This is a genomic window from Burkholderia metallica, assembly GCF_902832845.1.
Lineage (GTDB): Bacteria > Pseudomonadota > Gammaproteobacteria > Burkholderiales > Burkholderiaceae > Burkholderia > Burkholderia metallica.
This window is the reverse complement of the sequence record NZ_CADFDB010000011.1, coordinates 171,351-191,632: the sequence shown is the minus strand read 5'-3', so window position 1 is coordinate 191,632 and position 20,282 is coordinate 171,351. Positions and strand designations below refer to the sequence as shown.

Here is a 20,282-nt window from a genome sequence, read left to right as displayed (position 1 = left end):
CGTGAGCACTCAACGCACGCTGGAAGGCGAATTCGATTACGTGATCGTCGGCGCCGGCACCGCGGGCTGCGTGCTCGCGAACCGCCTGTCCGAAGATCCCGACATCCACGTGCTGCTGCTCGAAGCGGGCGGCAAGGACGACTATCACTGGATCCACATCCCGGTCGGCTATCTGTATTGCATCGGCAACCCGCGCACCGACTGGCTGTACAAGACGCAGCCCGAAGCGGCGCTCAACGGGCGCGTGCTGTCGTATCCGCGCGGCCGCGTGCTCGGCGGCTGCTCGTCGATCAACGGGATGATCTACATGCGCGGGCAGCGCGAGGACTACGACGGCTGGGCGCAGGCAACCGGCGACGCCGGCTGGTCGTGGGACAGCGTGCTGCCGATCTTCAAGCGCAGCGAGGATCACCATGCGGGCGCGAGCGACGCGCACGGCGCGGGCGGCTACTGGCGCGTCGAGAAGCAGCGGCTGCGCTGGGAGATCCTCGAATCGTTCGCGCAGGCCGCGCAGCAGACCGGCATCCCGGCCACCGACGATTTCAACCGCGGCGACAATTCCGGGGTCGGCTATTTCGAGGTGAACCAGAAGCGCGGCGTGCGCTGGAATACGTCGAAGGCGTTCCTGCGGCCCGCGATGGCGCGCCCGAACCTGACCGTGATCACCGGCGCGCAGGCGCAACGCGTGATCTTCGACGGGCGGCGCGCGGTCGGCGTCGAGTATCGCGGCGGCGACACCGATTACGTGGCACGGGCGCGCGCGGAGGTGCTGCTGACGTCCGGCGCGGTGAATTCGCCGCAGCTGCTCGAACTGTCGGGCATCGGCGACGGCCGGCGGCTGCAGGCGCTCGGCATCGACGTCGTGCAGGATCTGCCGGGCGTCGGCGAAAACCTGCAGGATCACCTGCAGTTGCGGATGGCGTTTCGCGTGGAAGGCGTGCGCACGCTCAACACGCTGTCCGCGCACTGGTGGGGCAAGCTGATGATCGGCGCCGAATATGCGCTGCTGCAGCGCGGCCCGATGTCGATGGCGCCGTCGCAGCTCGGTGCGTTCGCAAAATCCGATCCAGACGATCCGGCACTCACGCGCCCCGATCTCGAATATCACGTGCAGCCGCTCTCGCTCGAACGCTTCGGCGAGCCGCTGCACGGCTTCAACGCATTTACGGCGTCGGTGTGCCATCTGCGGCCGACGTCGCGCGGCAGCGTGCATATCGCGAGCGCCGATCCGGGTGTCGCACCCGCGATCGCGCCGAACTATCTGTCGACCGACCACGATCGTCACGTCGCCGCGAACGCGCTGCGCCTCACGCGCCGGATCGCGTCCGCGCCGGCACTCGCACGCTACCGGCCGGAAGAAATCCTGCCGGGCACGCAATACCGGAGCGAAGCCGAGTTGATCGATGCGGCCGGCGCGGTCGGCACGACGATCTTCCATCCGGTCGGCACCTGCCGGATGGGGCGCGCCGACGACGAGCGTGCGGTGGTCGACAGCCGGTTGCGCGTGCGCGGCATCGCCGGGCTGCGGATCGTCGATGCATCGGTGATGCCCTTCATTACGTCGGGCAACACCAATTCGCCGACGCTGATGATCGCCGAGCGCGCGAGCGACATGATCCGCGCCGATCGCCGCGCGGCACGCGAAGCGACGCCGGTGCGCACGGAGCCCACGATGACGGCTGCGTGACGGAACGCCGACCCGCACGACAGCGGGCCGTTGTTGCGCCGCCCGCTGATTCGATATGCGAAACAAGCGGCCGATGCCACCCGCGTGCCGATCGCGCCGATGGTCCCGCGTCGCCGGCAAGTTCCATGCAAGCCGTGCAGCCGCACGGCTTTTTTGTCGCTTGCTTGCCGGCTCGTGCGAAAGGGCAACGGTCGATGATGCACGTGTCAAAAAAACGCGGTGAAAAAACCGTGCATAGCCGCGTGCGACATGGCGGTCGGCCCTATAAGTGCAAATCCCGATGATTGCACTGCACCAACGGCGAGACAATGTGGCGCAGTGTGCATACGCGTCGGCGCGGGAGACCATCCTCGAGGCGTCACACGGCGCCCGGGGCAGCCTGCTTATCCGCCGACTTGTTTCGCGGCCGCTTCTCGCGAATTTTCCCGGTGCTTCGCCTGACTTCGTACGGAAGGGAACATGATTCTCGGCGACACGATTCTGGAAACACGCGGACTGACCAAGGAGTTCAGGGGTTTCACGGCCGTCAACGGCGTGAACCTGCGTGTGCGGCGCGGTGCGATCCATGCGTTGATCGGACCGAACGGCGCGGGCAAGACGACCTGCTTCAACCTCCTCACCAAATTCCTGACGCCGACGGCCGGCCAGATCGTCTTCAACGGCATCGACATCACCGACGAGCGGCCCGCGCAGGTCGCACGGCGCGGCATCATCCGCTCTTTCCAGATCTCGGCCGTGTTTCCGCACCTGACCGCACTGCAGAACGTGCGCATCGGCCTGCAGCGCGCGCTCGGCACCGAATTCCATTTCTGGCGCAGCGAACGCACGCTGCGGCGGCTCGACGATCGCGCGATGGACCTGCTCACGCAGGTGGGCCTCACCGATTTCGCGCAGGTGCCGACCGTCGAGCTCGCGTACGGCCGCAAGCGCGCGCTGGAGATCGCGACCACGCTCGCGATGGAGCCCGAACTGATGCTGCTCGACGAGCCCACGCAGGGGATGGGCCATGAGGACGTCGATCGCGTGACCGCGCTGATCAAGAAGGTCGCGAGCGGCCGCACGATCCTGATGGTCGAGCACAACATGAACGTGATCGCGGGCATCTCCGACACGATCACCGTCCTGCAACGCGGCGAGGTGCTGGCCGAAGGCTCGTATGCGGAAGTGTCGAAGAATCCGCTCGTCATCGAAGCCTACATGGGCAGCGCCGACGCGGCGCTCGCGGGGGCGCACGCATGAAGCACAGCGAACGGGAGGAACGCGAATTGAGCGGCGTCGAAAGCGGTACGCCCGCGCTGGAGATCACGGGCCTGGAGGCCTGGTACGGAGAATCCCACATCCTGCACGGGGTCGACCTGACCGTGCATCGCGGCGAAGTCGTCACGCTGCTCGGCCGCAACGGCGCGGGCCGCACGACGACGCTGCGCGCGATCATGGGCCTCACGGGCCGCCGCAGCGGATCGATCAAGGTCGCGGGCAACGAGACGATCGGTCTCGCGACGCACCGCATCGCGCATTTCGGCATCGGTTACTGCCCGGAGGAGCGCGGCATCTTCTCGAGCCTGTCGTGCGAGGAGAACCTGATGCTGCCGCCGCTGATCGGGCCGCGCGAACACGCGATGCCGATCGACGAGATCTACGCGATGTTCCCGAACCTCGCGTCGCGCCGGCAGAGCCAGGGCACGCGGCTGTCCGGCGGCGAACAGCAGATGCTCGCGGTCGCGCGGATCCTGCGCACCGGCGCGAACCTGCTGCTGCTCGACGAGATTTCGGAAGGCCTCGCACCGGTGATCGTGCAGGCGCTCGCGCGGATGATCGTCGCGCTGAAGGCGCGCGGCTACACGATCGTGATGGTCGAGCAGAATTTCCGCTTCGCCGCGCCGCTCGCCGACCGGTTCTACGTGATGGAGCACGGCAGCATCGTCGAACATTTCCAGGCGGCCGAACTGGAAAGCAAGATGCCGACCCTGCACGACCTGCTCGGGGTGTGACGCCGCCCCGTTTCCCTTGCCGCTGGCCGTGGCGGACATCGAACAACCACAACGCATCAGAACAACAGGAGACGTCAATGAAAATGAAGACCCTCGCACACGCCTGTCTCGCGCTCGCGACTGCCGCGTTCACTGCCGGCGCCGCGCAGGCCGCGGATACCGTGAAGATCGGCTTCATCACCGACATGTCGGGGCTTTACGCGGACATCGACGGGCAGGGCGGCCTCGAAGCGATCCGCATGGCGGTCGCCGACTTCGGCGGCAAGGTGCTCGGCAAGCCGATCGAGGTCGTCTATGCCGACCACCAGAACAAGGCCGACATCGCCGCGTCGAAGGCGCGCGAATGGATGGACCGCGGCGGGCTCGACCTGCTGGTGGGCGGCACGAACTCGGCCACCGCGCTGTCGATGAACCAGGTCGCGGCCGAGAAGAAGAAGGTCTACATCAACATCGGCGCGGGCGCCGACACGCTGACCAACGAGCAGTGCACGCCGTACACGGTCCACTACGCATACGACACGATGGCGCTCGCGAAGGGCACCGGTTCGGCCGTCGTGAAGCAGGGTGGCAAGAGCTGGTTCTTCCTGACCGCCGACTATGCATTCGGCAAGGCGCTCGAGAAGAACACGTCGGACGTCGTGAAGGCGAACGGCGGCCAGGTGCTCGGCGCGGTGCGTCACCCGCTGTCCGCGTCGGATTTCTCGTCGTTCCTGCTGCAGGCGCAGGCGTCGAAGGCGCAGATCCTCGGCCTCGCGAATGCGGGCGGCGACACGATCAACTCGATCAAGGCCGCGAAGGAATTCGGCATCACGAAGACGATGAAGCTCGCCGCGCTGCTGATGTTCATCGACGACGTGCACAGCCTCGGCCTCGAGACGACGCAGGGCCTCGTGCTGACCGACAGCTGGTACTGGAACCGCGATGCGGCGTCGCGCCAGTGGGCGCAGCGCTACTTCGGCAAGATGAAGAAGATGCCGTCGAGCCTGCAGGCGGCCGACTACTCGTCGGTGACGACCTACCTGAAGGCCGTGCAGGCCGCCGGCACGACCGACTCCGACAAGGTGATGGCCGAACTGAAGAAGATCAAGATCAGCGACTTCTACGCGAAGGGCTACATCCGCACGGACGGCAGCATGATCCACGACATGTACCTGATGGAAGTGAAGAAGCCGTCGGAATCGAAGGAGCCGTGGGATTACTACAAGGTGCTCGCGACGATTCCGGGCGAACAGGCGTTCGCGACCAAGCAGGAATCGCGCTGCGCGCTGTGGAAGTAAGCGGGGCGTAGCGGCGCGCGACGCGCGCGCCGCACGGTGGCGGCCGCAGCGATGTGCCCGCTGCGCCGCCCGCGTACGCGATGCCGGAAGGTTGCGTGCGCAACGAAACTCATTCTGACGGCTAAGTCGATGGAAATCTTTGGCATTCCGTTGCCGGCGATGCTGAGCCAGTTGCTGCTCGGGCTCGTCAACGGCTCGTTCTACGCGATCCTGAGCCTCGGGCTCGCGGTGATCTTCGGGCTGCTCAACGTGATCAACTTCGCGCACGGCGCGCTGTTCATGCTGGGCGCGATGCTCGCGTGGATGGGGCTGTCGTATTTCGGGTTGCCGTACTGGGCGATGCTCGCGATCGCGCCGCTCGTCGTCGGGGCGTTCGGCATCCTGATCGAACGCTCGATGCTGCGCTGGCTGTACAAGCTCGATCACCTGTACGGGCTGCTGCTCACGTTCGGCCTCACGCTGGTCGTCGAAGGCGTGTTCCGGTCGATCTACGGCTCGTCCGGCCAGCCGTACGACGTGCCGTCGCAGCTGTCCGGCGCGACCAACCTCGGCTTCATGTTCCTGCCGAACTACCGCGCGTGGGTGGTCGTCGCGTCGCTCGCGGTGTGCCTCGCGACATGGTTCGTGATCGAGAAGACGCGCCTGGGCGCGTACCTGCGCGCGGGCACCGAGAACCCGAAGCTCGTCGAGGCGTTCGGCGTGAACGTGCCGATGATGATCACGCTCACCTACGGCTTCGGCGTGGCGCTCGCCGCGTTCGCGGGCGTGCTGGCCGCGCCGGTGATCCAGGTGTCGCCGCTGATGGGCCAGCCGATGATCATCACCGTGTTCGCGGTGGTCGTGATCGGCGGGATGGGCTCGATTCTCGGCTCGATCGTCACGGGCCTGCTGCTCGGCGTGATCGAGGGCTTCACGCGCGTGTTCTACCCCGAAGCGTCGGCCACCGTCGTGTTCGTGATCATGGCGATCGTGCTGCTGTTCCGCCCGGCAGGCCTCTTCGGCAAGGAAAAATGATGCAGAGAAAAGTGCTCTACGGCGTGCTGCTCGCCGCACTGCTCGCCGCGCCGTTCATCGGCGCGTATCCGGTGTTCGTGATGAAGGTGCTCACGTTCGCGCTGTTCGCGGCCGCGTTCAATCTGCTGATCGGCTATACGGGGCTGCTGTCGTTCGGCCATGCGATGTTCCTCGCGACGGCCGGCTACGCGACCGGCTATTCGATGCAGACGCTCGGTTTCACGCCGGAGCTCGGCGTGCTCGCGGGCACCGTCGCCGCGACGCTGCTCGGGCTCGTCGTCGGGCTGTTCGCGATCCGCCGGCAGGGCATCTACTTCGCGATGATCACGCTCGCGTTCGCGCAGATGGTCTACTTCATCTACCTGCAGGCGCCGTTCACGCACGGCGAGGACGGGCTGCAGGGCGTGCCGCGCGGCCGCCTGTTCGGGCTGCTCGACCTGTCGAACGACGTCGCGCTGTACTACGTCGTGCTCGCGGTGGTCGTCGCCGCGTGCGCGTTCATCGTGCGGGTCGTGCATTCGCCGTTCGGCCAGGTGCTCGTCGCGATCAAGGAGAACGAAGCGCGCGCGATCTCGCTCGGCTACGACACCGACCGCTTCAAGCTGCTCGCGTTCATCCTGTCGGCCGGCATCGCGGGGCTGGCCGGCTCGCTGAAGGTGCTCGTGCTCGGCTTCGAGACGCTGTCGGACGCGTACTGGACGATGTCGGGCCTCGTCGTGCTGATGACGCTCGTCGGCGGGATGGGCACGCTGTTCGGGCCGCTCCTGGGCGCGGCGCTGATCGTCGCGCTCGAAGACCGGCTCGGCGACATCGGCGAATGGCTCGCGTCGGCGACGGGCGTCGCGTGGTTCCACTCGCTCGGCGAATCGGCGACGATCGTCACGGGGCTGATCTTCATTGCGTGCGTGCTCGCGTTCCGGCGCGGCATCGTCGGCGAGATGGTCGCGCGGATCAAGCCGCTCAGGGCGTCATGAATGCGCGCCGCGCAGGGTGCCGCTTGTTGATGCGAAGCACCATCGGCCATGCACCGGAAGGGCGTCGCAACGGGCACGGGCCGGCGCCGCGCGGCTCGCTGGTGCCCCATTTTCGTGCGGCGATGCACCATAGGGGTAAATGCTAAGTTGTCGCAGGGTGAAAGGTCCTTTAATCTTCGTTTCAGTTCTGATGCACCGCGAAACGAATTTGCAGGTGGAGAACGAGGAGACAATCGAGGCACAAAGTGCCCGGACCCCAAAGCGCTGTTGGACGGAATCCAACAGCGCTTTTTCATTTGCGTGCACGGATTTCCGCCGATGGTGCATCGGCCTGCGCAATGGCCGTATCCCGCGCTTGCGTTCGCACCGCGCTTCTTCCGCGCTTCGCCGCTCCCTTCCGTTTTTCCGTTTTCCGCCATCCGTTCGCAGACGACGCGCGTTCGCACGCCGGCCGTTCGGGCTAACCCGGTTGGCGTGCGTAAAACGCGTCCGTTACACTCGGCTTTCGCCGACCGCGCGGTCGGGAAAAACGGTCGGCAGTTCTCCTACAAGCAGAATGCAGAAGAGGGAGTACGGTTGGATGAGCAGCGCAGGACGATGGTGCGGGGCAGGAAGGGCGGCAGGTGCCGCTCGTTCGTCATGGGGTGGGCCTGGCGTCGCTGCGGCCTTCCCGAGCCGTTCTGCGGCCCGTCGGCGCGTTCCCGCGTCGTCGCCGGTCGTTGCGCGCGCATCCGTATCGGTCTTCGCATCCGCATCCGCATGAGCGGCCGGCTTTCCGATCGTGCGCCGCTCGCGGGCCTGGCCGTTTCAGGCCGGATCGACGGCGCTTTCGTCGGTCGTTGCGCATGCATCGAGTGCGCGCGCGATTGCGCATTTCCCCGCTTTCTTCATCCTGACGACACCGCTGCCGCGCATCGTGACGGTCGAACGACCGTGTCGAGCGGGCGGCGGTGCCTCCGTGCGCGGTGCCGCATTTCGGGCGCCGTCGCGGGGTACGGCGTTTCACGGGAAAACGAGCGTAGGCGTGGCAACACGAGATAGTTAAATTATTAACTTGTTTTGGGGGCCGGGAGCCGCCCGAGCGACCCGTGGCTTTTTCGAGCAGCGTTTGGAGACAACGTATATGAAGATGAATCGATGGATGGAGGCCGTGCTTGCCGCGGGCCTCGTGTGCGCGGCGGCCACGGCGTCGGCGCAGGTGAAGATCGGCGTGACGCTGTCGGCCACCGGGCCGGCCGCGTCGCTCGGGATTCCGGAGAAGAACACGATCGCGCTGCTGCCGAAGGAAATCGCCGGCAAGAGCGTGCAGTACATCGTGCTTGACGACGCATCCGACACGAGCCGCGCGGTGCAGAACGTGCGCAAGCTGATCGACGAGGATCACGTCGACGCGATCATCGGGTCGTCCGTCACGCCGAACTCGCTCGCGATGCTCGATCCGGTGTCGCAGGGCAAGACGCCGACGATCTCGCTCGCGGCGAGCGCGCAGATCATCTCGCCGATGGATGCGAAGCGCGCGTGGATGTTCAAGGTGCCGCAGAACGACCAGCTGATGGCCGACGCGATCGCCGGCTACATGGCGAAGCACGGCGTGAAGACGGTCGGCTTCATCGGTTTCGCCGATGCGTACGGCGACAGCTGGTACAACACGTTCAGCGCGGCGGCCGCGAAGAACGGCCTGAAGGTCGTGTCGAACGAGCGCTACAACCGCACCGACGCATCGGTGATGGGGCAGGTGCTGAAGCTGCTGGGCTCGAACCCGGATGCGGTGCTGATCGCCGGCTCGGGCACGCCGGCGGCGCTGCCGGCGAAGACGCTGAAGGAGCGCGGCTACAAGGGCAAGGTGTACCAGACGCACGGCGTCGCGAACAACGATTTCCTGCGCGTGTGCGGCAAGGATTGCGAAGGCGAGATCCTGCCGGCCGGCCCGGTGCTCGTGACCGACCAGCTGCCCGATTCGAACCCGGTGAAGAAGCCGGCGCTCGGCTACAAGGCCGCGTACGAGAAGGCATACGGCGCGGGTTCGCTGGCGACGTTCGGCGGCCATGCGTGGGATGCCGGGCTGCTGTTGCAGCGTGCGATTCCGGACGCGCTGAAGAAGGGCCAGCCGGGCACCGAGGCGTTCCGCGAAGCGCTGCGCGCGTCGATCGAGAGCGTGAAGGATCTGCCCGTGTCGCACGGCGTGATCAACATGACGCCGACCGACCACAACGGCTTCGACACGCGTGCGCGCGTGATGGTGCAGATCGTCGACGGCAAGTGGAAGCTGCAGGCCGAGTAAGCATCACGTGAAACCGGCGTGCGCGGCGCGAATGGCGCCGTGCGCGCCGTCGGCAGGGCGGCGGGCCTGACGCGCCGCGCCCGTGTCGCCCGGAACCGCCGGGGCCGCCGGCATGGCGCCCATCGCGCCGACCATGCCGCCCGCGCCCCGGCCGTTCCCGTCTTCGTTTCCCCGCAGCCTTCTCGATACACGAAACGTATGGATCTCTCGATTGCAGCGATCCTCGCGCAAGACGGCATCACGACCGGCGCCATTTATGCATTGCTGTCGCTGGCGCTCGTACTGGTGTTTTCCGTCACGCGGGTGATCTTCATTCCCCAGGGCGAATTCGTCGCCTATGGCGCGCTGACGCTTGCCGCGTTGCAGGCGCAGAAATTTCCCGCCACCTGCTGGCTGCTGTTCGTGATGGGGATCGCGTGCTTCCTGCTCGAAGTCGGCGGCCTGATCCGGCATCGCGAGCGCCGCCATCAGCTCGGCCGCACGCTGGCGACGCTCGGCAGCCGCTACGTGCTGCTGCCGCTCGCGGTGTTCGCGATCACGCGCAGTTTCGCCGCGCAGCCGATGCCGATGCTCGCGCAGATCGCGCTGACGCTCGCGATCGTCGTGCCGATGGGGCCGTTCGTCTACCGGCTCGTGTACCAGCCGATCGCCGAAGGCACGACGCTGCTGTTGCTGATCGTGTCGGTCGCCGTCCACTTCGCGATGGTCGGCCTCGGGCTCGTGATGTTCGGCGCGGAAGGCTCGCGCACCAACGGCTTCTCGGACGCATCGCTCGCGATCGGCAGCATGACCGTGTCGGTGCAGAGCATCCTCGTCGTCGTGACGGCGCTCGTGCTGATCGGTGCGCTCTACGTGTACTTCGGCCGCACGATCGCCGGCAAGGCGCTGCGCGCGACGTCGGTGAACCGGCTCGGCGCGCGGCTCGTCGGCATCGGCACGACCGACGCGGGGCGGCTCGCGTTCACGTTCGCGGCGGGGCTCGGCGTGCTGTCCGGGATTCTCGTCGGCCCGCTGACGACGATCTACTACGACTCGGGCTTCCTGATCGGCCTGAAGGGGTTCGTCGGCGCGATCATCGGCGGGCTCGTCAGCTATCCGCTCGCGGCCGCCGGCTCACTGCTCGTCGGCGTGCTCGAATCGTATTCGTCGTTCTGGGCGAGCGCGTACAAGGAGGTGATCGTGTTCACGCTGATCATTCCGGTGCTGCTGTGGCGCAGCTTCGCCACGCCGCACGCGGAAGAAGAAGAGGAGTGACACGATGAAGACGATAGTGCGCAACAAGACCTTCTGGGTGTTTCTCGTGGTGCTGTTCGCGCTGCCGGTGCTGCCCGGCGCGCTGCAGGTGCCCGAATACTGGATCACGCTGCTGAATTACATCGGCCTCTACGCGATCGTCGCGATCGGGCTCGTGCTGCTGACGGGAGTCGGCGGGATGACGAGCTTCGGGCAGGCCGCGTTCGTCGGCATCGGCGCGTACGCGACCGCGTTCCTGACGACGCGGTACGGCGTGTCGCCATGGCTTGCGCTGATCGTCGGCGTCGTGCTGACGGCGCTCGTCGCGCTCGTGCTCGGCGCCGTGACGATGCGGCTGTCCGGCCACTTCCTGCCGCTCGGCACGATCGCGTGGGGCCTCGCGCTGTTCTACCTGTTCGGCAACCTCGAACTGCTCGGCAAGTACGACGGGATCAACGGGATTCCGGCGCTGAACCTGTTCGGCATCGCGCTCGAAAGCGGCCGCAGCCTGTACTTCCTGATCTGGGCCGTCGTGCTGGCCGCGATCGTGTCGGTGCAGAACCTGCTGAACAGCCGCCCGGGCCGCGCGATCCGCGCGCTGCGCGGCGGCGGCGTGATGGCCGAGGCGATGGGCGTGAACACCGCGTGGATGCGCGTCGTGATCTTCGTCTATGCGGCCGTGCTCGCGGCCGTGTCGGGTTTCCTGTACGCGCACCTGCAGCGCGCGGTGAACCCGACGCCGTTCGGGCTGAACCACGGGATCGAGTTCCTGTTCATGGCCGTGGTCGGCGGTGTGTCGCACGTGTGGGGCGCGGTGCTCGGCGCGGCGATCCTGACCGTGCTGCAGGACTACCTGCAGACGCTGCTGCCGAAACTGCTCGGCTCGGAAGGCAACTTCGAGATCATCGTGTTCGGCGTGCTGATGGTGCTGCTACTGCAGTACGCGCGCCAGGGCGTGTGGCCGTTCGTCGCGAGGCTGTTCCCGCGCGGGCCGCGTGCGCATGTGCCCGAGCACGCCGATCCGTTGCCGCAGCGCGCGAAGCCGGCGGCCGGGGAGCCGCTGCTCGTCGTCGACAACGCGCGCAAGCAGTTCGGCGGGCTCGTGGCCGTCAACGACGTCAGCTTCGACGTGAAAGCGGGGCAGATTATCGGGCTGATCGGCCCGAACGGCGCCGGCAAGTCGACCACGTTCAACCTCGTGACGGGCGTGCTGAAGCCGACGGGCGGCACGATCACGTTCCGTGGCGAACGCATCGACGGGCTCACATCGCGCCAGATCGTCCGCCGCGGCATCGGCCGGACGTTCCAGCACGTGAAGCTGCTGCCGGCGATGACGGTGCTCGAGAACGTCGCGATCGGTGCGCACCTGCGCGGCCACACGGGCGTGTGGCGCAGCGTGGCGCGGCTCAATGCCCGTGAGGAAGCGCAGTTGCTGGCCGAGGCCGCGCGCCAGATCCGCCGCGTCGGGCTCGAAAAGCACATGTACGACGAAGCGGGGAGCCTCGCGCTGGGCCAGCAGCGGATTCTCGAAATCGCGCGGGCGCTGTGCTGCGATCCGACGCTGCTGCTGCTCGACGAACCGGCCGCCGGGCTGCGTTACCAGGAGAAGCAGCAACTTGCCGACCTGCTGCGGCGGCTGAAGGCCGAAGGGATGAGCGTATTGCTCGTCGAACACGACATGGATTTCGTGATGAATCTCACCGACCGGCTGGTGGTGATGGAGTTCGGCACACGGATCGCGGAAGGGCTGCCGCAGGACGTGCAGCAGGATCCGGCGGTGCTCGAAGCATATCTGGGCGGGGTGGAGTGATGACGGACACGACGATGCCGATTCTCGAAGTACGCCGGCTGGCGGTCCGGTACGGGAAGGTGGAGGCGCTGCACGGCGCGGCGATCAAGGTGGGGGCCGGGCAGATTGTCAGCGTGATCGGCCCGAACGGGGCCGGCAAATCGACGCTGCTGAACGCGATCATGGGCGCGCTGCCGGTGACAGGACATGCGTCGGGCGCGGTCGTGTATCGCGGCCACGACGTCGGTGCATTGCCGGTCGAGCAGCGCGTCGCGCGCGGGATGTGCCTCGTCCCGGAAAAACGCGAGCTGTTCGGCACGATGACGGTCGAAGACAACCTCGTGCTGGGCGCGTATCGGCGCAAGCAGGCCGGTGAAGCGAACTTCCTCGACCAGCTCGATCACGTGTTTGCGCTGTTTCCGCGGCTGAAGGAGCGACGCAAGCAGGCTGCCGGCACGCTGTCCGGCGGCGAGCGGCAGATGCTTGCGGTGGGCCGCGCGCTGATGGGCAAGCCCGACTTGCTGATGCTCGACGAGCCGAGCCTCGGGCTGGCGCCGCTGATCGTCAAAGAGATCTTTCATATCATCAGCGCGTTGCGCGGTACGGGCGTCGCGACGCTGCTGATCGAGCAGAATGCGCGGGCGGCGCTGCAGATCTCCGATTACGGCTATGTGCTGGAGACGGGCGAGTTTGCGCTCGAAGGGCCCGCGGCCGAACTCGCGCAGAATCCGCGTGTGATCGAAACCTACCTTGGGTTGGCGAAGAAGACGGCCTGATCGATGGCGCAGGTGGCGGGAAACGGGCGGCGTGTTTCACGTGAAACACGCCGTTTTTGTTTTCGGGTGGGGTGTGATGCCGATGCGTTAGCGGGTCGCAGCCCGGGGATAAGTATCAGGAAAGCAGTCGGAAGTTCTGTGCAGCGGAGCCGGAAGAGGGGCCGTTCGGCAGGGTTGCCGAGTGTTCCACAGATCGATGGGTGCCGGGTCACAGGGGATAAATGCCGGGCGAACCGACGAAAATTCTGTGGGGACGAGGGTGGTGCGGTCGCACAGGGTGGTTCGTCCGGGGCGCCGTGCTGGTCACAGGCATCGAATAGGCCGCGTGTTCCACAAGAGTCTTCCCGGCAGCCGGATCTTTGCACAGGCGCCGCGAGGTGCGGCCGGGAAGTCCAGACGCACTGCCGGCGCGGGTTCCGGGCCACAGATTCCTCGGCCCGTCGCCGAAAATCGTCGAAATGCACAGACCCTACCATTCGGACGGCATTCGGTTGAAAAGCGAACCCGCTATAATTCGGCCCATACATTTCTCAGATAGGTTCGTGCGCCGTCCTGCGTACGGAATCCACCATGCTTTTTCCCACAGAATTTGACGTCATCGTCGTCGGTGGCGGTCACGCCGGCACGGAAGCTGCGCTGGCGTCTGCCCGCATGGGCGCAAAGACACTGCTGCTGACTCACAACATCGAAACGCTCGGGCAGATGAGCTGCAATCCGTCGATCGGCGGCATTGGCAAGGGCCATCTGGTCAAGGAAGTCGATGCGCTGGGTGGCGCGATGGCCGCCGCAACCGACGAAAGCGGCATCCAGTTCCGGATTTTGAACTCGTCGAAAGGGCCGGCCGTGCGCGCGACGCGTGCGCAGGCCGATCGCATCCTGTACAAAGCGGCGATCCGCCACCGGCTCGAGAATCAGCCGAACCTCTGGCTGTTCCAGCAGGCCGTCGACGACCTGATGGTCGAAGGCGACCGCGTGGTGGGTGCCGTCACGCAGATCGGCATCCGCTTCCGCGCCCGTGCGGTCGTGCTGACCGCCGGCACGTTCCTCGACGGCAAGATCCACGTCGGCCTGAACAACTACACGGGCGGCCGCGCGGGTGATCCGGCGGCCGTGTCGCTGTCGTCGCGCCTGAAGGAACTGAAGCTGCCGCAGGGCCGCCTGAAGACCGGTACGCCGCCGCGTATCGATGGCCGTTCGATCGATTTCTCGAAGCTGGACGAACAACCGGGCGATCTTGATCCGATCCCCGTGTTCTCGTTCCTGGGCCGCGCGGAGCAGCATCCGCAGCAACTGCCGTGCTGGGTCACGCACACGAACGAGCGCACGCACGACATCATCCGCGGCGGCCTCGACCGATCGCCGATGTATACAGGCGTGATCGAAGGCGTCGGCCCGCGCTATTGTCCGTCGATCGAGGACAAGATCCACCGGTTCGCATCGAAGGAATCGCACCAGATCTTCCTGGAGCCGGAAGGGCTGACGACCAACGAGTTCTATCCCAACGGGATCTCGACGAGCCTGCCGTTCGACGTTCAGCTCGAACTCGTGCACTCGATGCGCGGCCTCGAGAACGCGCATATCCTGCGCCCCGGCTACGCGATCGAGTACGACTACTTCGACCCGCGCGCGCTGAAGGCGTCGCTGGAAACGAAGGCGATCAACGGGCTGTTCTTTGCGGGCCAGATCAACGGGACGACCGGCTATGAAGAGGCGGCCGCCCAGGGTTTGCTGGCCGGCCTCAATGCAGGGCGCTATGTGCAGGAGAAGGACGCATGGTGCCCGCGCCGCGACCAAGCCTACCTTGGCGTGCTGGTCGACGATCTCGTGACGCGGGGTGTGGCCGAGCCGTACCGGATGTTCACGAGCCGCGCCGAGTATCGCCTCAGCCTGCGTGAAGACAATGCCGACATGCGCCTGACCGAGATCGGCCGCGAACTGGGCCTCGTCGACGACGCGCGCTGGGATGCGTTCAGCCGGAAGCGCGACGCTGTTTCACGTGAAACCGAACGCCTGAAGTCGACGTGGGTGACGCCGAAGACGTTGCCGCCGGAAGAGGCGACCGCGTTGCTCGGCAAGGCGATCGATCACGAATACAGTCTCGCGGAGCTGCTGCGCCGTCCGGGTATCAGCTATGACGGCGTGTGCGGCCTGAAGGGCGGCGAATGTGGCCCCGCAGAACCATTGGCCGACGATCCGGTGCTGCTCGAACAGATCAAGGAGCAGGTCGAGATCGGCATCAAGTATCAGGGCTACATCGAGCGCCAGGCTTCGGAGATCGAACGCAACGATGCGAACGAGAACACGCGCCTGCCGGACGGTATCGATTACCGCGAAGTCCGCGGCCTGTCGTTCGAGGTGAGCCAGAAGCTCAACGAATTCCGGCCGGAGACGATCGGGCAGGCATCGCGCATCTCGGGTGTCACGCCGGCGGCGATCTCGCTGCTGATGGTGCACCTGAAGCGCCGCGGCCTGGGCCGCCGTCCTGGCACTGCCGAAGCGGCAACGGAGCAGGGGGACGGTACCGTCCCGACGCAACAATGACGGCGCGTCGCGCGCCGGCGGTTAATCGGGACGTACTGGAACAGATGCTCGTCGAAGGCACGACGGCGCTCGACCTCGCACTGACGGATGCCCAACGCAACCAGTTGCTCGACTACGTCGGGCTGCTCGGCAAGTGGAACGCGGTCTACAACCTGACCGCGATCCGCGACCCGAAGCAGATGCTGATTCAGCACATCCTCGATTCGCTTTCCATCGTCCCGCATCTGCGTGGCCGTGCCTCGGCCCGCGTGCTCGACGTCGGCTCGGGCGGCGGGTTGCCGGGCATCGTGCTGGCGATCGTCGAGCCGGACTGGCAGGTCACACTGAACGATATCGTGCAGAAGAAGTCTGCATTCCAGACCCAGATGCGCGCGGAGCTGAAGCTCGCGAATCTGTCGGTGGTCACCGGGCGGGTCGAATCGCTGCAGCCGGGTGTCGAAGTGCCGGAAAAATTCGACATGATCGTCTCCCGCGCCTTCGCTGATCTGTCCGACTTCGTTAAACTTGCTCGACATCTGGTCGCGCCGGGTGGATCGATCTGGGCAATGAAGGGCGTTCACCCGGACGACGAGATTGCACGATTGCCGGAAGGCAGCCGCGTGAAGCAGACGATCCGGCTGGCGGTGCCGATGCTCGATGCCGAACGGCATCTGTTCGAAGTGGCCGTCGACGAGGCGGATTGAAGGCGCGCGTTAGCGCGCTGTTTGTTTGAAGGTAAAGGGAACACACCAACGATGGCAAAGATCTTCTGCGTTGCGAACCAGAAGGGGGGCGTCGGCAAGACGACGACATCGGTCAATCTCGCCGCAAGCCTTGCAGCGCAGGAGCAACGAGTCCTGCTGATCGATCTCGACCCGCAGGGCAACGCGACGATGGGCAGCGGGATCGACAAGGCCGCGTGCGAATCGACCGTGTACGAAGTGCTGGTCGACGGCGTGTCGGTGAGCGATGCGCGCGTGCGTCCGGAAGGCGTGACCTACGACGTGCTGCCCGCGAACCGCGAGCTGTCCGGCGCCGAGATCGAACTGATCGGCATCGACAACCGCGAGCGCCGGCTGAAGGCGGCGCTCGAGCGCGTGGCCGACGACTACGATTTCGTGCTGATCGACTGCCCGCCGACGCTGTCGCTGCTGACGCTGAACGGGCTGTGCGCGGCGCATGGCGTCGTGATCCCGATGCAGTGTGAATACTTCGCGCTGGAAGGGCTGTCGGACCTCGTCAACACGATCAAGCAGGTTCACGCGAACATGAACCGCGACCTGAAGATCATCGGCTTGCTGCGCGTGATGTTCGACCCGCGTATCACGTTGCAGCAGCAGGTCTCCGATCAATTGAAAGCGCACTTCGGCGACAAGGTGTTCGACGCGGTGATTCCGCGCAACGTACGCCTGGCGGAAGCGCCGAGTTACGGGCTGCCGGGCGTCGTGTTCGACCGCAGCTCGCGCGGTGCGCAAGCGTATCTCCAGTTCGGTGCCGAGATGATCGACCGCGTCCGTGCGTTCGAAGTGTCGTGATCCGGATATGAGCGAAGCGAGGAAGAAAGACATGAACGCGGTACCAAAGAAGAAGGGCTTGGGACGTGGCCTCGAAGCGCTGCTCGGCGGCAGTGCCGATATCACCGAAGCGGTGAAGATCGAAGGGGCGCCGAACACGCTCACGCTCGGCAAGCTGCAGGCCGGCAAATACCAGCCGCGCACGCGGATGGACGAAGGCAGCCTGCAGGAGCTCGCGGCGAGCATTCGCGCGCAGGGCGTGATGCAGCCGATCCTGGTACGCCCCATTTCGTCAGACAAATACGAGATCATCGCAGGCGAGCGCCGTTTCCGCGCGGCGCGCCTCGCGGGCCTCGATGAAGTGCCGGTGCTCGTGAAGGATGTGTCGGATCAGGCCGCCGCTGCGATGGCGCTGATCGAGAACATCCAGCGCGAGGATCTGAACCCGCTTGAAGAAGCGCACGGTATCCAGCGCTTGCTCGACGAGTTCGGTTTCACGCACGAACAGGCGGCCGAATCGGTCGGCCGTTCGCGCAGCGCGGTGTCGAACCTGCTGCGCCTGCTGAACCTGGCAGCGCCGGTGCAGACGATGCTGCTCGCCGGCGATCTCGACATGGGGCACGCGCGCGCGCTGCTCGCCGTCGATGCGGCCACGCAGATCACGCTCGCCCATCAGGTCGTCAACAAGCGCATGTCGGTGCGCGAAACCGAGAAACTCGTCGCGCATACGACGAAGGAAGCGCCGGCCGTGAAGGCGCGGGCGAAGGACGACGGCGGCCGCGATACGCGCCGTCTCGAGGAGGAGTTGTCCGACCTGCTCGCGTCGACCGTGAAGATCAAGCTCGGCCGCCGCGGGCGAGGGCAGGTGACGATCGACTTCGGCAATCTCGATGCGCTCGAGGGCATTCTCGCGCGGCTGCGCGGCAACGTCGCGGCTGAAGAGTAACGGGCCGCACATGGGGGAGACGAGCACGTCGGTGCCGCGCCGGTGGTTGGGATGGCTTGCGCAGGAGCCCGTGCTGTCGGTGCTCGCGCTGGGCCTGATCCTGCTGCAATGGTTGCGCCCGCAACCATTTTCCGTGTTGGCCGATCGCGTCGACTGGCAGACCGTCGCAACGCTCGCGGGCCTGCTGATGCTGACCAAGGCACTCGAGTTGTCCGGTTGCCTGATGTGGCTCGCGCACCGCATCGTGCATCACGTGCATTCCGAGCGCGGGCTCGCGATGCTGCTGGTCGGGTTCGCCGCAGTGCTGTCGATGTGGCTCACCAACGACGTCGCCCTGTTCGTCGTCGTGCCGTTGATGGTGTCGCTGCGTGCGCTGACGCCGCTGCCGTTCCGGCGCCTCGTGATCGTCGTTGCGCTGGCCGTCAACGCGGGGTCCGTCGCGACACCGCTCGGCAATCCCCAGAATCTTTTCCTGTGGCAATTGAGCGGCGTGTCGTTCGGCCGCTTCGTGGTCACGCTCGGGCCGCTCGCGATTGCGCTGATGGCTTTGCTGCTCGTGGTGACCGCCTGCATGTTTCGCGCGAAGCCGCTCGACCTGTCCGGCGATGCCGCCACGGTTCCCGTGCAACGGATGCACGCGCTGATCGCGGCCGTGCTGTTCGCGGCGTTCGTGCTGCTCGCGGATGCACATCATCCGCTGCCGGGGCTCGTCGGTGTCGCCGTCGTCCTGCTCGCCGTCAAACGTGATGCAGTCCTGAAGATCGACTGGCTGCTGTTGCTGATCTTCGTGCTGATGTTCGTCGTGCTGCGCAGCGCGGCTGCGCTGCCGGTCATCCACGATGCGATCGCGCATGCGAGTCTCGATTCGCCGCTGCGTGTATTCGCGGCCGGTGCCGTACTGTCGCAGGGCATCAGCAACGTGCCGGCGGCGATCCTGTTGTCGGAGTTCACGCATGACTGGCGCGCGCTCGCATTCGGTGTCTCGGTCGGCGGTTTCGGCTTTGCGATCGGTTCGCTTGCGAACCTGATCGCTGTGCGTCTCGCGAAGGAGCCGCGCATGTGGCTGCCGTTCCACCTGGTCTCGATTCCGTTCGCGTTCGCGAGCGCCGCACTTGCCGCGTGGCTGCTCGCGCTCGGTTGAGCGGGGCGGAAGTGGGTACGGGGCGCACGGCATTCGCGCGGGTGACGGGGCTGTCGATAAGTGCCGCAATCCAGAGTCGATCGACTGTGGCGGCATGACAACTGATTGGATGATTCGACGCGCCGGCGTCGGTCCGGATTTCGCGCATTCGGCACGACTGTCGATCCCCCGGTTTTGCCTGCCCGGCGCTTCGCGCGCAGCGCGAGCCCGCGAACCGCGCCACATTGAATTTTCAGCGGCGATCGTGCCACCTCTCCAGCGCCCGCATCGGGCATCGTTTCCTCGCCATTTCGTCGTCGCCGGACTTTTTTGGGCAAGAAATACCGGCGCGAAAAGGCGACCTTACAACTGTCATCGTACGTCGTCGAATCGCGGCTTTTTTCACATGATGAGGCGTCGTTTTACGCAGGTTTTTGTCGCGTCTAAAGCCTTGAATCACTTGCAACTATCGCTTACAATCGCCCGGATTTGTTAGCTAGGCACCCCTGAAAGCTTTCAGAAAGCTTGGGGCCGGGTTCAAGGATTTTGCGGAAGATTGCGATGGCGGGTCAGGCGCCGGACGACAGGCACGACGATCAGCGCACGCAACGCACCGCTTCAGCGGCCGGCGAGCGGCGCGAATTCGATGATGACTGGGATGCCGAGCAGCAAGATAACAACATCGTTCCGCTCACACGGGCAGAAGCCGAAACGCTGTTCGGCCCGAACGTGAGCAAGCCCTCGCGCGTGACGCCCTATAAGGTGGTACTCGCGCAAGTGGTTCTGTCCCTGGTTGCAACGCTGGCGTGGTGGCTGTTTTCGAAGTCGCCGGGCGCCGCTGCGCAATCCGCGTTCTTGGGCGGAGCGATTGGCTGGGTGCCCAGTGCGGTATTCGTGGCACGACTGAAGGCAGGTGGCTCGGCCACCGTGATGAGCTGGGTGATGGGCGAAGCCCTGAAGCTCGCTCTGACGATCGGGATGTTCACTGCAGTGGCGTTCGGCTGGGCCGGCGTGCACTGGGTGCCGTTCCTCGTCACGTACCTCGTCGTGCTGAAGACGTACTGGATCGCGCTGGCCTGGCGGTAAGAAACAAGCAGCGTGCGGTTTCGACAACGAACCGCACCGGCCCGTTCCCGCAATAGCGTGTTGCGGAACGGGCA

17 protein-coding genes are annotated in these 20,282 nt (G+C 65.8%); all 17 read left to right on the top strand.

From position 1 onward, the window contains the following. Position 1 precedes the first annotated feature (1 nt). Entirely contained in the window at positions 2–1,687 is a 1,686-nt protein-coding gene (locus tag HWX08_RS27445; protein ID WP_174922539.1) for a GMC family oxidoreductase, read from the top strand. Between the two features lie 459 nt (positions 1,688–2,146). Further along, the gene (locus HWX08_RS27440) at positions 2,147–2,926 is read left to right on the top strand and encodes an ABC transporter ATP-binding protein (protein ID WP_107310817.1); all 780 of its coding nucleotides are present in this window, start codon (positions 2,147–2,149) and stop codon (positions 2,924–2,926) included. After that, positions 2,923–3,678 (top strand): ABC transporter ATP-binding protein, encoded by a 756-nt coding sequence (locus tag HWX08_RS27435; RefSeq protein ID WP_069255398.1) that lies wholly within the window; start codon positions 2,923–2,925, stop codon positions 3,676–3,678. Before HWX08_RS27440 ends, HWX08_RS27435 begins: the two co-directional genes overlap by 4 nt. Positions 3,679–3,755: 77 nt before the next feature. Then, on the top strand, positions 3,756–4,955 hold the full coding sequence (locus tag HWX08_RS27430; protein WP_174922540.1) for an ABC transporter substrate-binding protein: 1,200 nt from the start codon (positions 3,756–3,758) through the stop codon (positions 4,953–4,955). A 129-nt stretch (positions 4,956–5,084) separates the two neighbouring features. After that, on the top strand, positions 5,085–5,969 hold the full coding sequence (locus HWX08_RS27425; RefSeq protein ID WP_069255400.1) for a branched-chain amino acid ABC transporter permease: 885 nt from the start codon (positions 5,085–5,087) through the stop codon (positions 5,967–5,969). After that, on the top strand, positions 5,969–6,943 hold the full coding sequence (locus HWX08_RS27420) for a branched-chain amino acid ABC transporter permease (protein WP_069257908.1): 975 nt from the start codon (positions 5,969–5,971) through the stop codon (positions 6,941–6,943). The genes HWX08_RS27425 and HWX08_RS27420 overlap by 1 nt, the downstream gene beginning before the upstream one ends. 267 nt (positions 6,944–7,210) lie before the next feature. Then, entirely contained in the window at positions 7,211–7,984 is a 774-nt protein-coding gene (locus HWX08_RS27415) for a hypothetical protein (protein ID WP_174922541.1), read from the top strand. Between the two features lie 82 nt (positions 7,985–8,066). Then, entirely contained in the window at positions 8,067–9,224 is a 1,158-nt protein-coding gene (locus tag HWX08_RS27410; protein WP_174922542.1) for an ABC transporter substrate-binding protein, read from the top strand. Between the two features lie 198 nt (positions 9,225–9,422). Beyond that, positions 9,423–10,478 carry a branched-chain amino acid ABC transporter permease gene (locus tag HWX08_RS27405; protein WP_107310813.1) on the top strand — a complete coding sequence of 352 codons (1,056 nt, stop codon included), beginning with the start codon at positions 9,423–9,425 and terminating at the stop codon, positions 10,476–10,478. A 4-nt stretch (positions 10,479–10,482) separates the two neighbouring features. After that, positions 10,483–12,267 (top strand): branched-chain amino acid ABC transporter ATP-binding protein/permease, encoded by a 1,785-nt coding sequence (locus tag HWX08_RS27400; RefSeq protein WP_174922543.1) that lies wholly within the window; start codon positions 10,483–10,485, stop codon positions 12,265–12,267. Continuing rightward, entirely contained in the window at positions 12,267–13,022 is a 756-nt protein-coding gene (locus HWX08_RS27395; RefSeq protein ID WP_174922544.1) for an ABC transporter ATP-binding protein, read from the top strand. The genes HWX08_RS27400 and HWX08_RS27395 overlap by 1 nt, the downstream gene beginning before the upstream one ends. 570 nt (positions 13,023–13,592) lie before the next feature. Further along, positions 13,593–15,563 (top strand): tRNA uridine-5-carboxymethylaminomethyl(34) synthesis enzyme MnmG, encoded by a 1,971-nt coding sequence (gene mnmG / locus HWX08_RS27390; RefSeq protein WP_069255405.1) that lies wholly within the window; start codon positions 13,593–13,595, stop codon positions 15,561–15,563. Then, on the top strand, positions 15,560–16,246 hold the full coding sequence (gene rsmG, locus HWX08_RS27385; protein WP_107310811.1) for a 16S rRNA (guanine(527)-N(7))-methyltransferase RsmG: 687 nt from the start codon (positions 15,560–15,562) through the stop codon (positions 16,244–16,246). The genes mnmG and rsmG overlap by 4 nt, the downstream gene beginning before the upstream one ends. Before the next feature lie 51 nt (positions 16,247–16,297). Further along, entirely contained in the window at positions 16,298–17,077 is a 780-nt protein-coding gene (locus HWX08_RS27380) for a ParA family protein (RefSeq protein ID WP_069255407.1), read from the top strand. Positions 17,078–17,108: 31 nt separating this feature from the next. Continuing rightward, positions 17,109–18,002, top strand: coding sequence for a ParB/RepB/Spo0J family partition protein (locus tag HWX08_RS27375; protein ID WP_069257909.1), 894 nt, complete (start codon positions 17,109–17,111; stop codon positions 18,000–18,002). 10 nt (positions 18,003–18,012) lie between these two features. Further along, on the top strand, positions 18,013–19,143 hold the full coding sequence (locus HWX08_RS27370; RefSeq protein WP_174922548.1) for an SLC13 family permease: 1,131 nt from the start codon (positions 18,013–18,015) through the stop codon (positions 19,141–19,143). A gap of 540 nt (positions 19,144–19,683) precedes the next feature. Then, positions 19,684–20,208: an ATP synthase subunit I gene (locus tag HWX08_RS27365; RefSeq protein WP_174922545.1), complete on the top strand. Its 525-nt coding sequence runs from the start codon at positions 19,684–19,686 to the stop codon at positions 20,206–20,208. The last annotated feature ends 74 nt before the right edge of the window (positions 20,209–20,282 follow it).

Bases quoted from the DNA above. Each gene is read 5' to 3' on its own strand.
- HWX08_RS27440 (WP_107310817.1), top strand. From the start codon at position 2,147: ATGATTCTCGGCGACACGATTCTGGAAACACGCGGACTGACCAAGGAG.
- HWX08_RS27435 (WP_069255398.1), top strand. From the start codon at position 2,923: ATGAAGCACAGCGAACGGGAGGAACGCGAATTGAGCGGCGTCGAAAGC.
- HWX08_RS27430 (WP_174922540.1), top strand. From the start codon at position 3,756: ATGAAAATGAAGACCCTCGCACACGCCTGTCTCGCGCTCGCGACTGCC.
- HWX08_RS27425 (WP_069255400.1), top strand. From the start codon at position 5,085: ATGGAAATCTTTGGCATTCCGTTGCCGGCGATGCTGAGCCAGTTGCTG.
- HWX08_RS27420 (WP_069257908.1), top strand. From the start codon at position 5,969: ATGCAGAGAAAAGTGCTCTACGGCGTGCTGCTCGCCGCACTGCTCGCC.
- HWX08_RS27410 (WP_174922542.1), top strand. From the start codon at position 8,067: ATGAAGATGAATCGATGGATGGAGGCCGTGCTTGCCGCGGGCCTCGTG.
- HWX08_RS27405 (WP_107310813.1), top strand. From the start codon at position 9,423: ATGGATCTCTCGATTGCAGCGATCCTCGCGCAAGACGGCATCACGACC.
- HWX08_RS27400 (WP_174922543.1), top strand. From the start codon at position 10,483: ATGAAGACGATAGTGCGCAACAAGACCTTCTGGGTGTTTCTCGTGGTG.
- HWX08_RS27395 (WP_174922544.1), top strand. From the start codon at position 12,267: ATGACGGACACGACGATGCCGATTCTCGAAGTACGCCGGCTGGCGGTC.
- mnmG (WP_069255405.1), top strand. From the start codon at position 13,593: ATGCTTTTTCCCACAGAATTTGACGTCATCGTCGTCGGTGGCGGTCAC.
- rsmG (WP_107310811.1), top strand. From the start codon at position 15,560: ATGACGGCGCGTCGCGCGCCGGCGGTTAATCGGGACGTACTGGAACAG.
- HWX08_RS27380 (WP_069255407.1), top strand. From the start codon at position 16,298: ATGGCAAAGATCTTCTGCGTTGCGAACCAGAAGGGGGGCGTCGGCAAG.
- HWX08_RS27375 (WP_069257909.1), top strand. From the start codon at position 17,109: ATGAACGCGGTACCAAAGAAGAAGGGCTTGGGACGTGGCCTCGAAGCG.
- HWX08_RS27370 (WP_174922548.1), top strand. From the start codon at position 18,013: ATGGGGGAGACGAGCACGTCGGTGCCGCGCCGGTGGTTGGGATGGCTT.
- HWX08_RS27365 (WP_174922545.1), top strand. From the start codon at position 19,684: ATGGCGGGTCAGGCGCCGGACGACAGGCACGACGATCAGCGCACGCAA.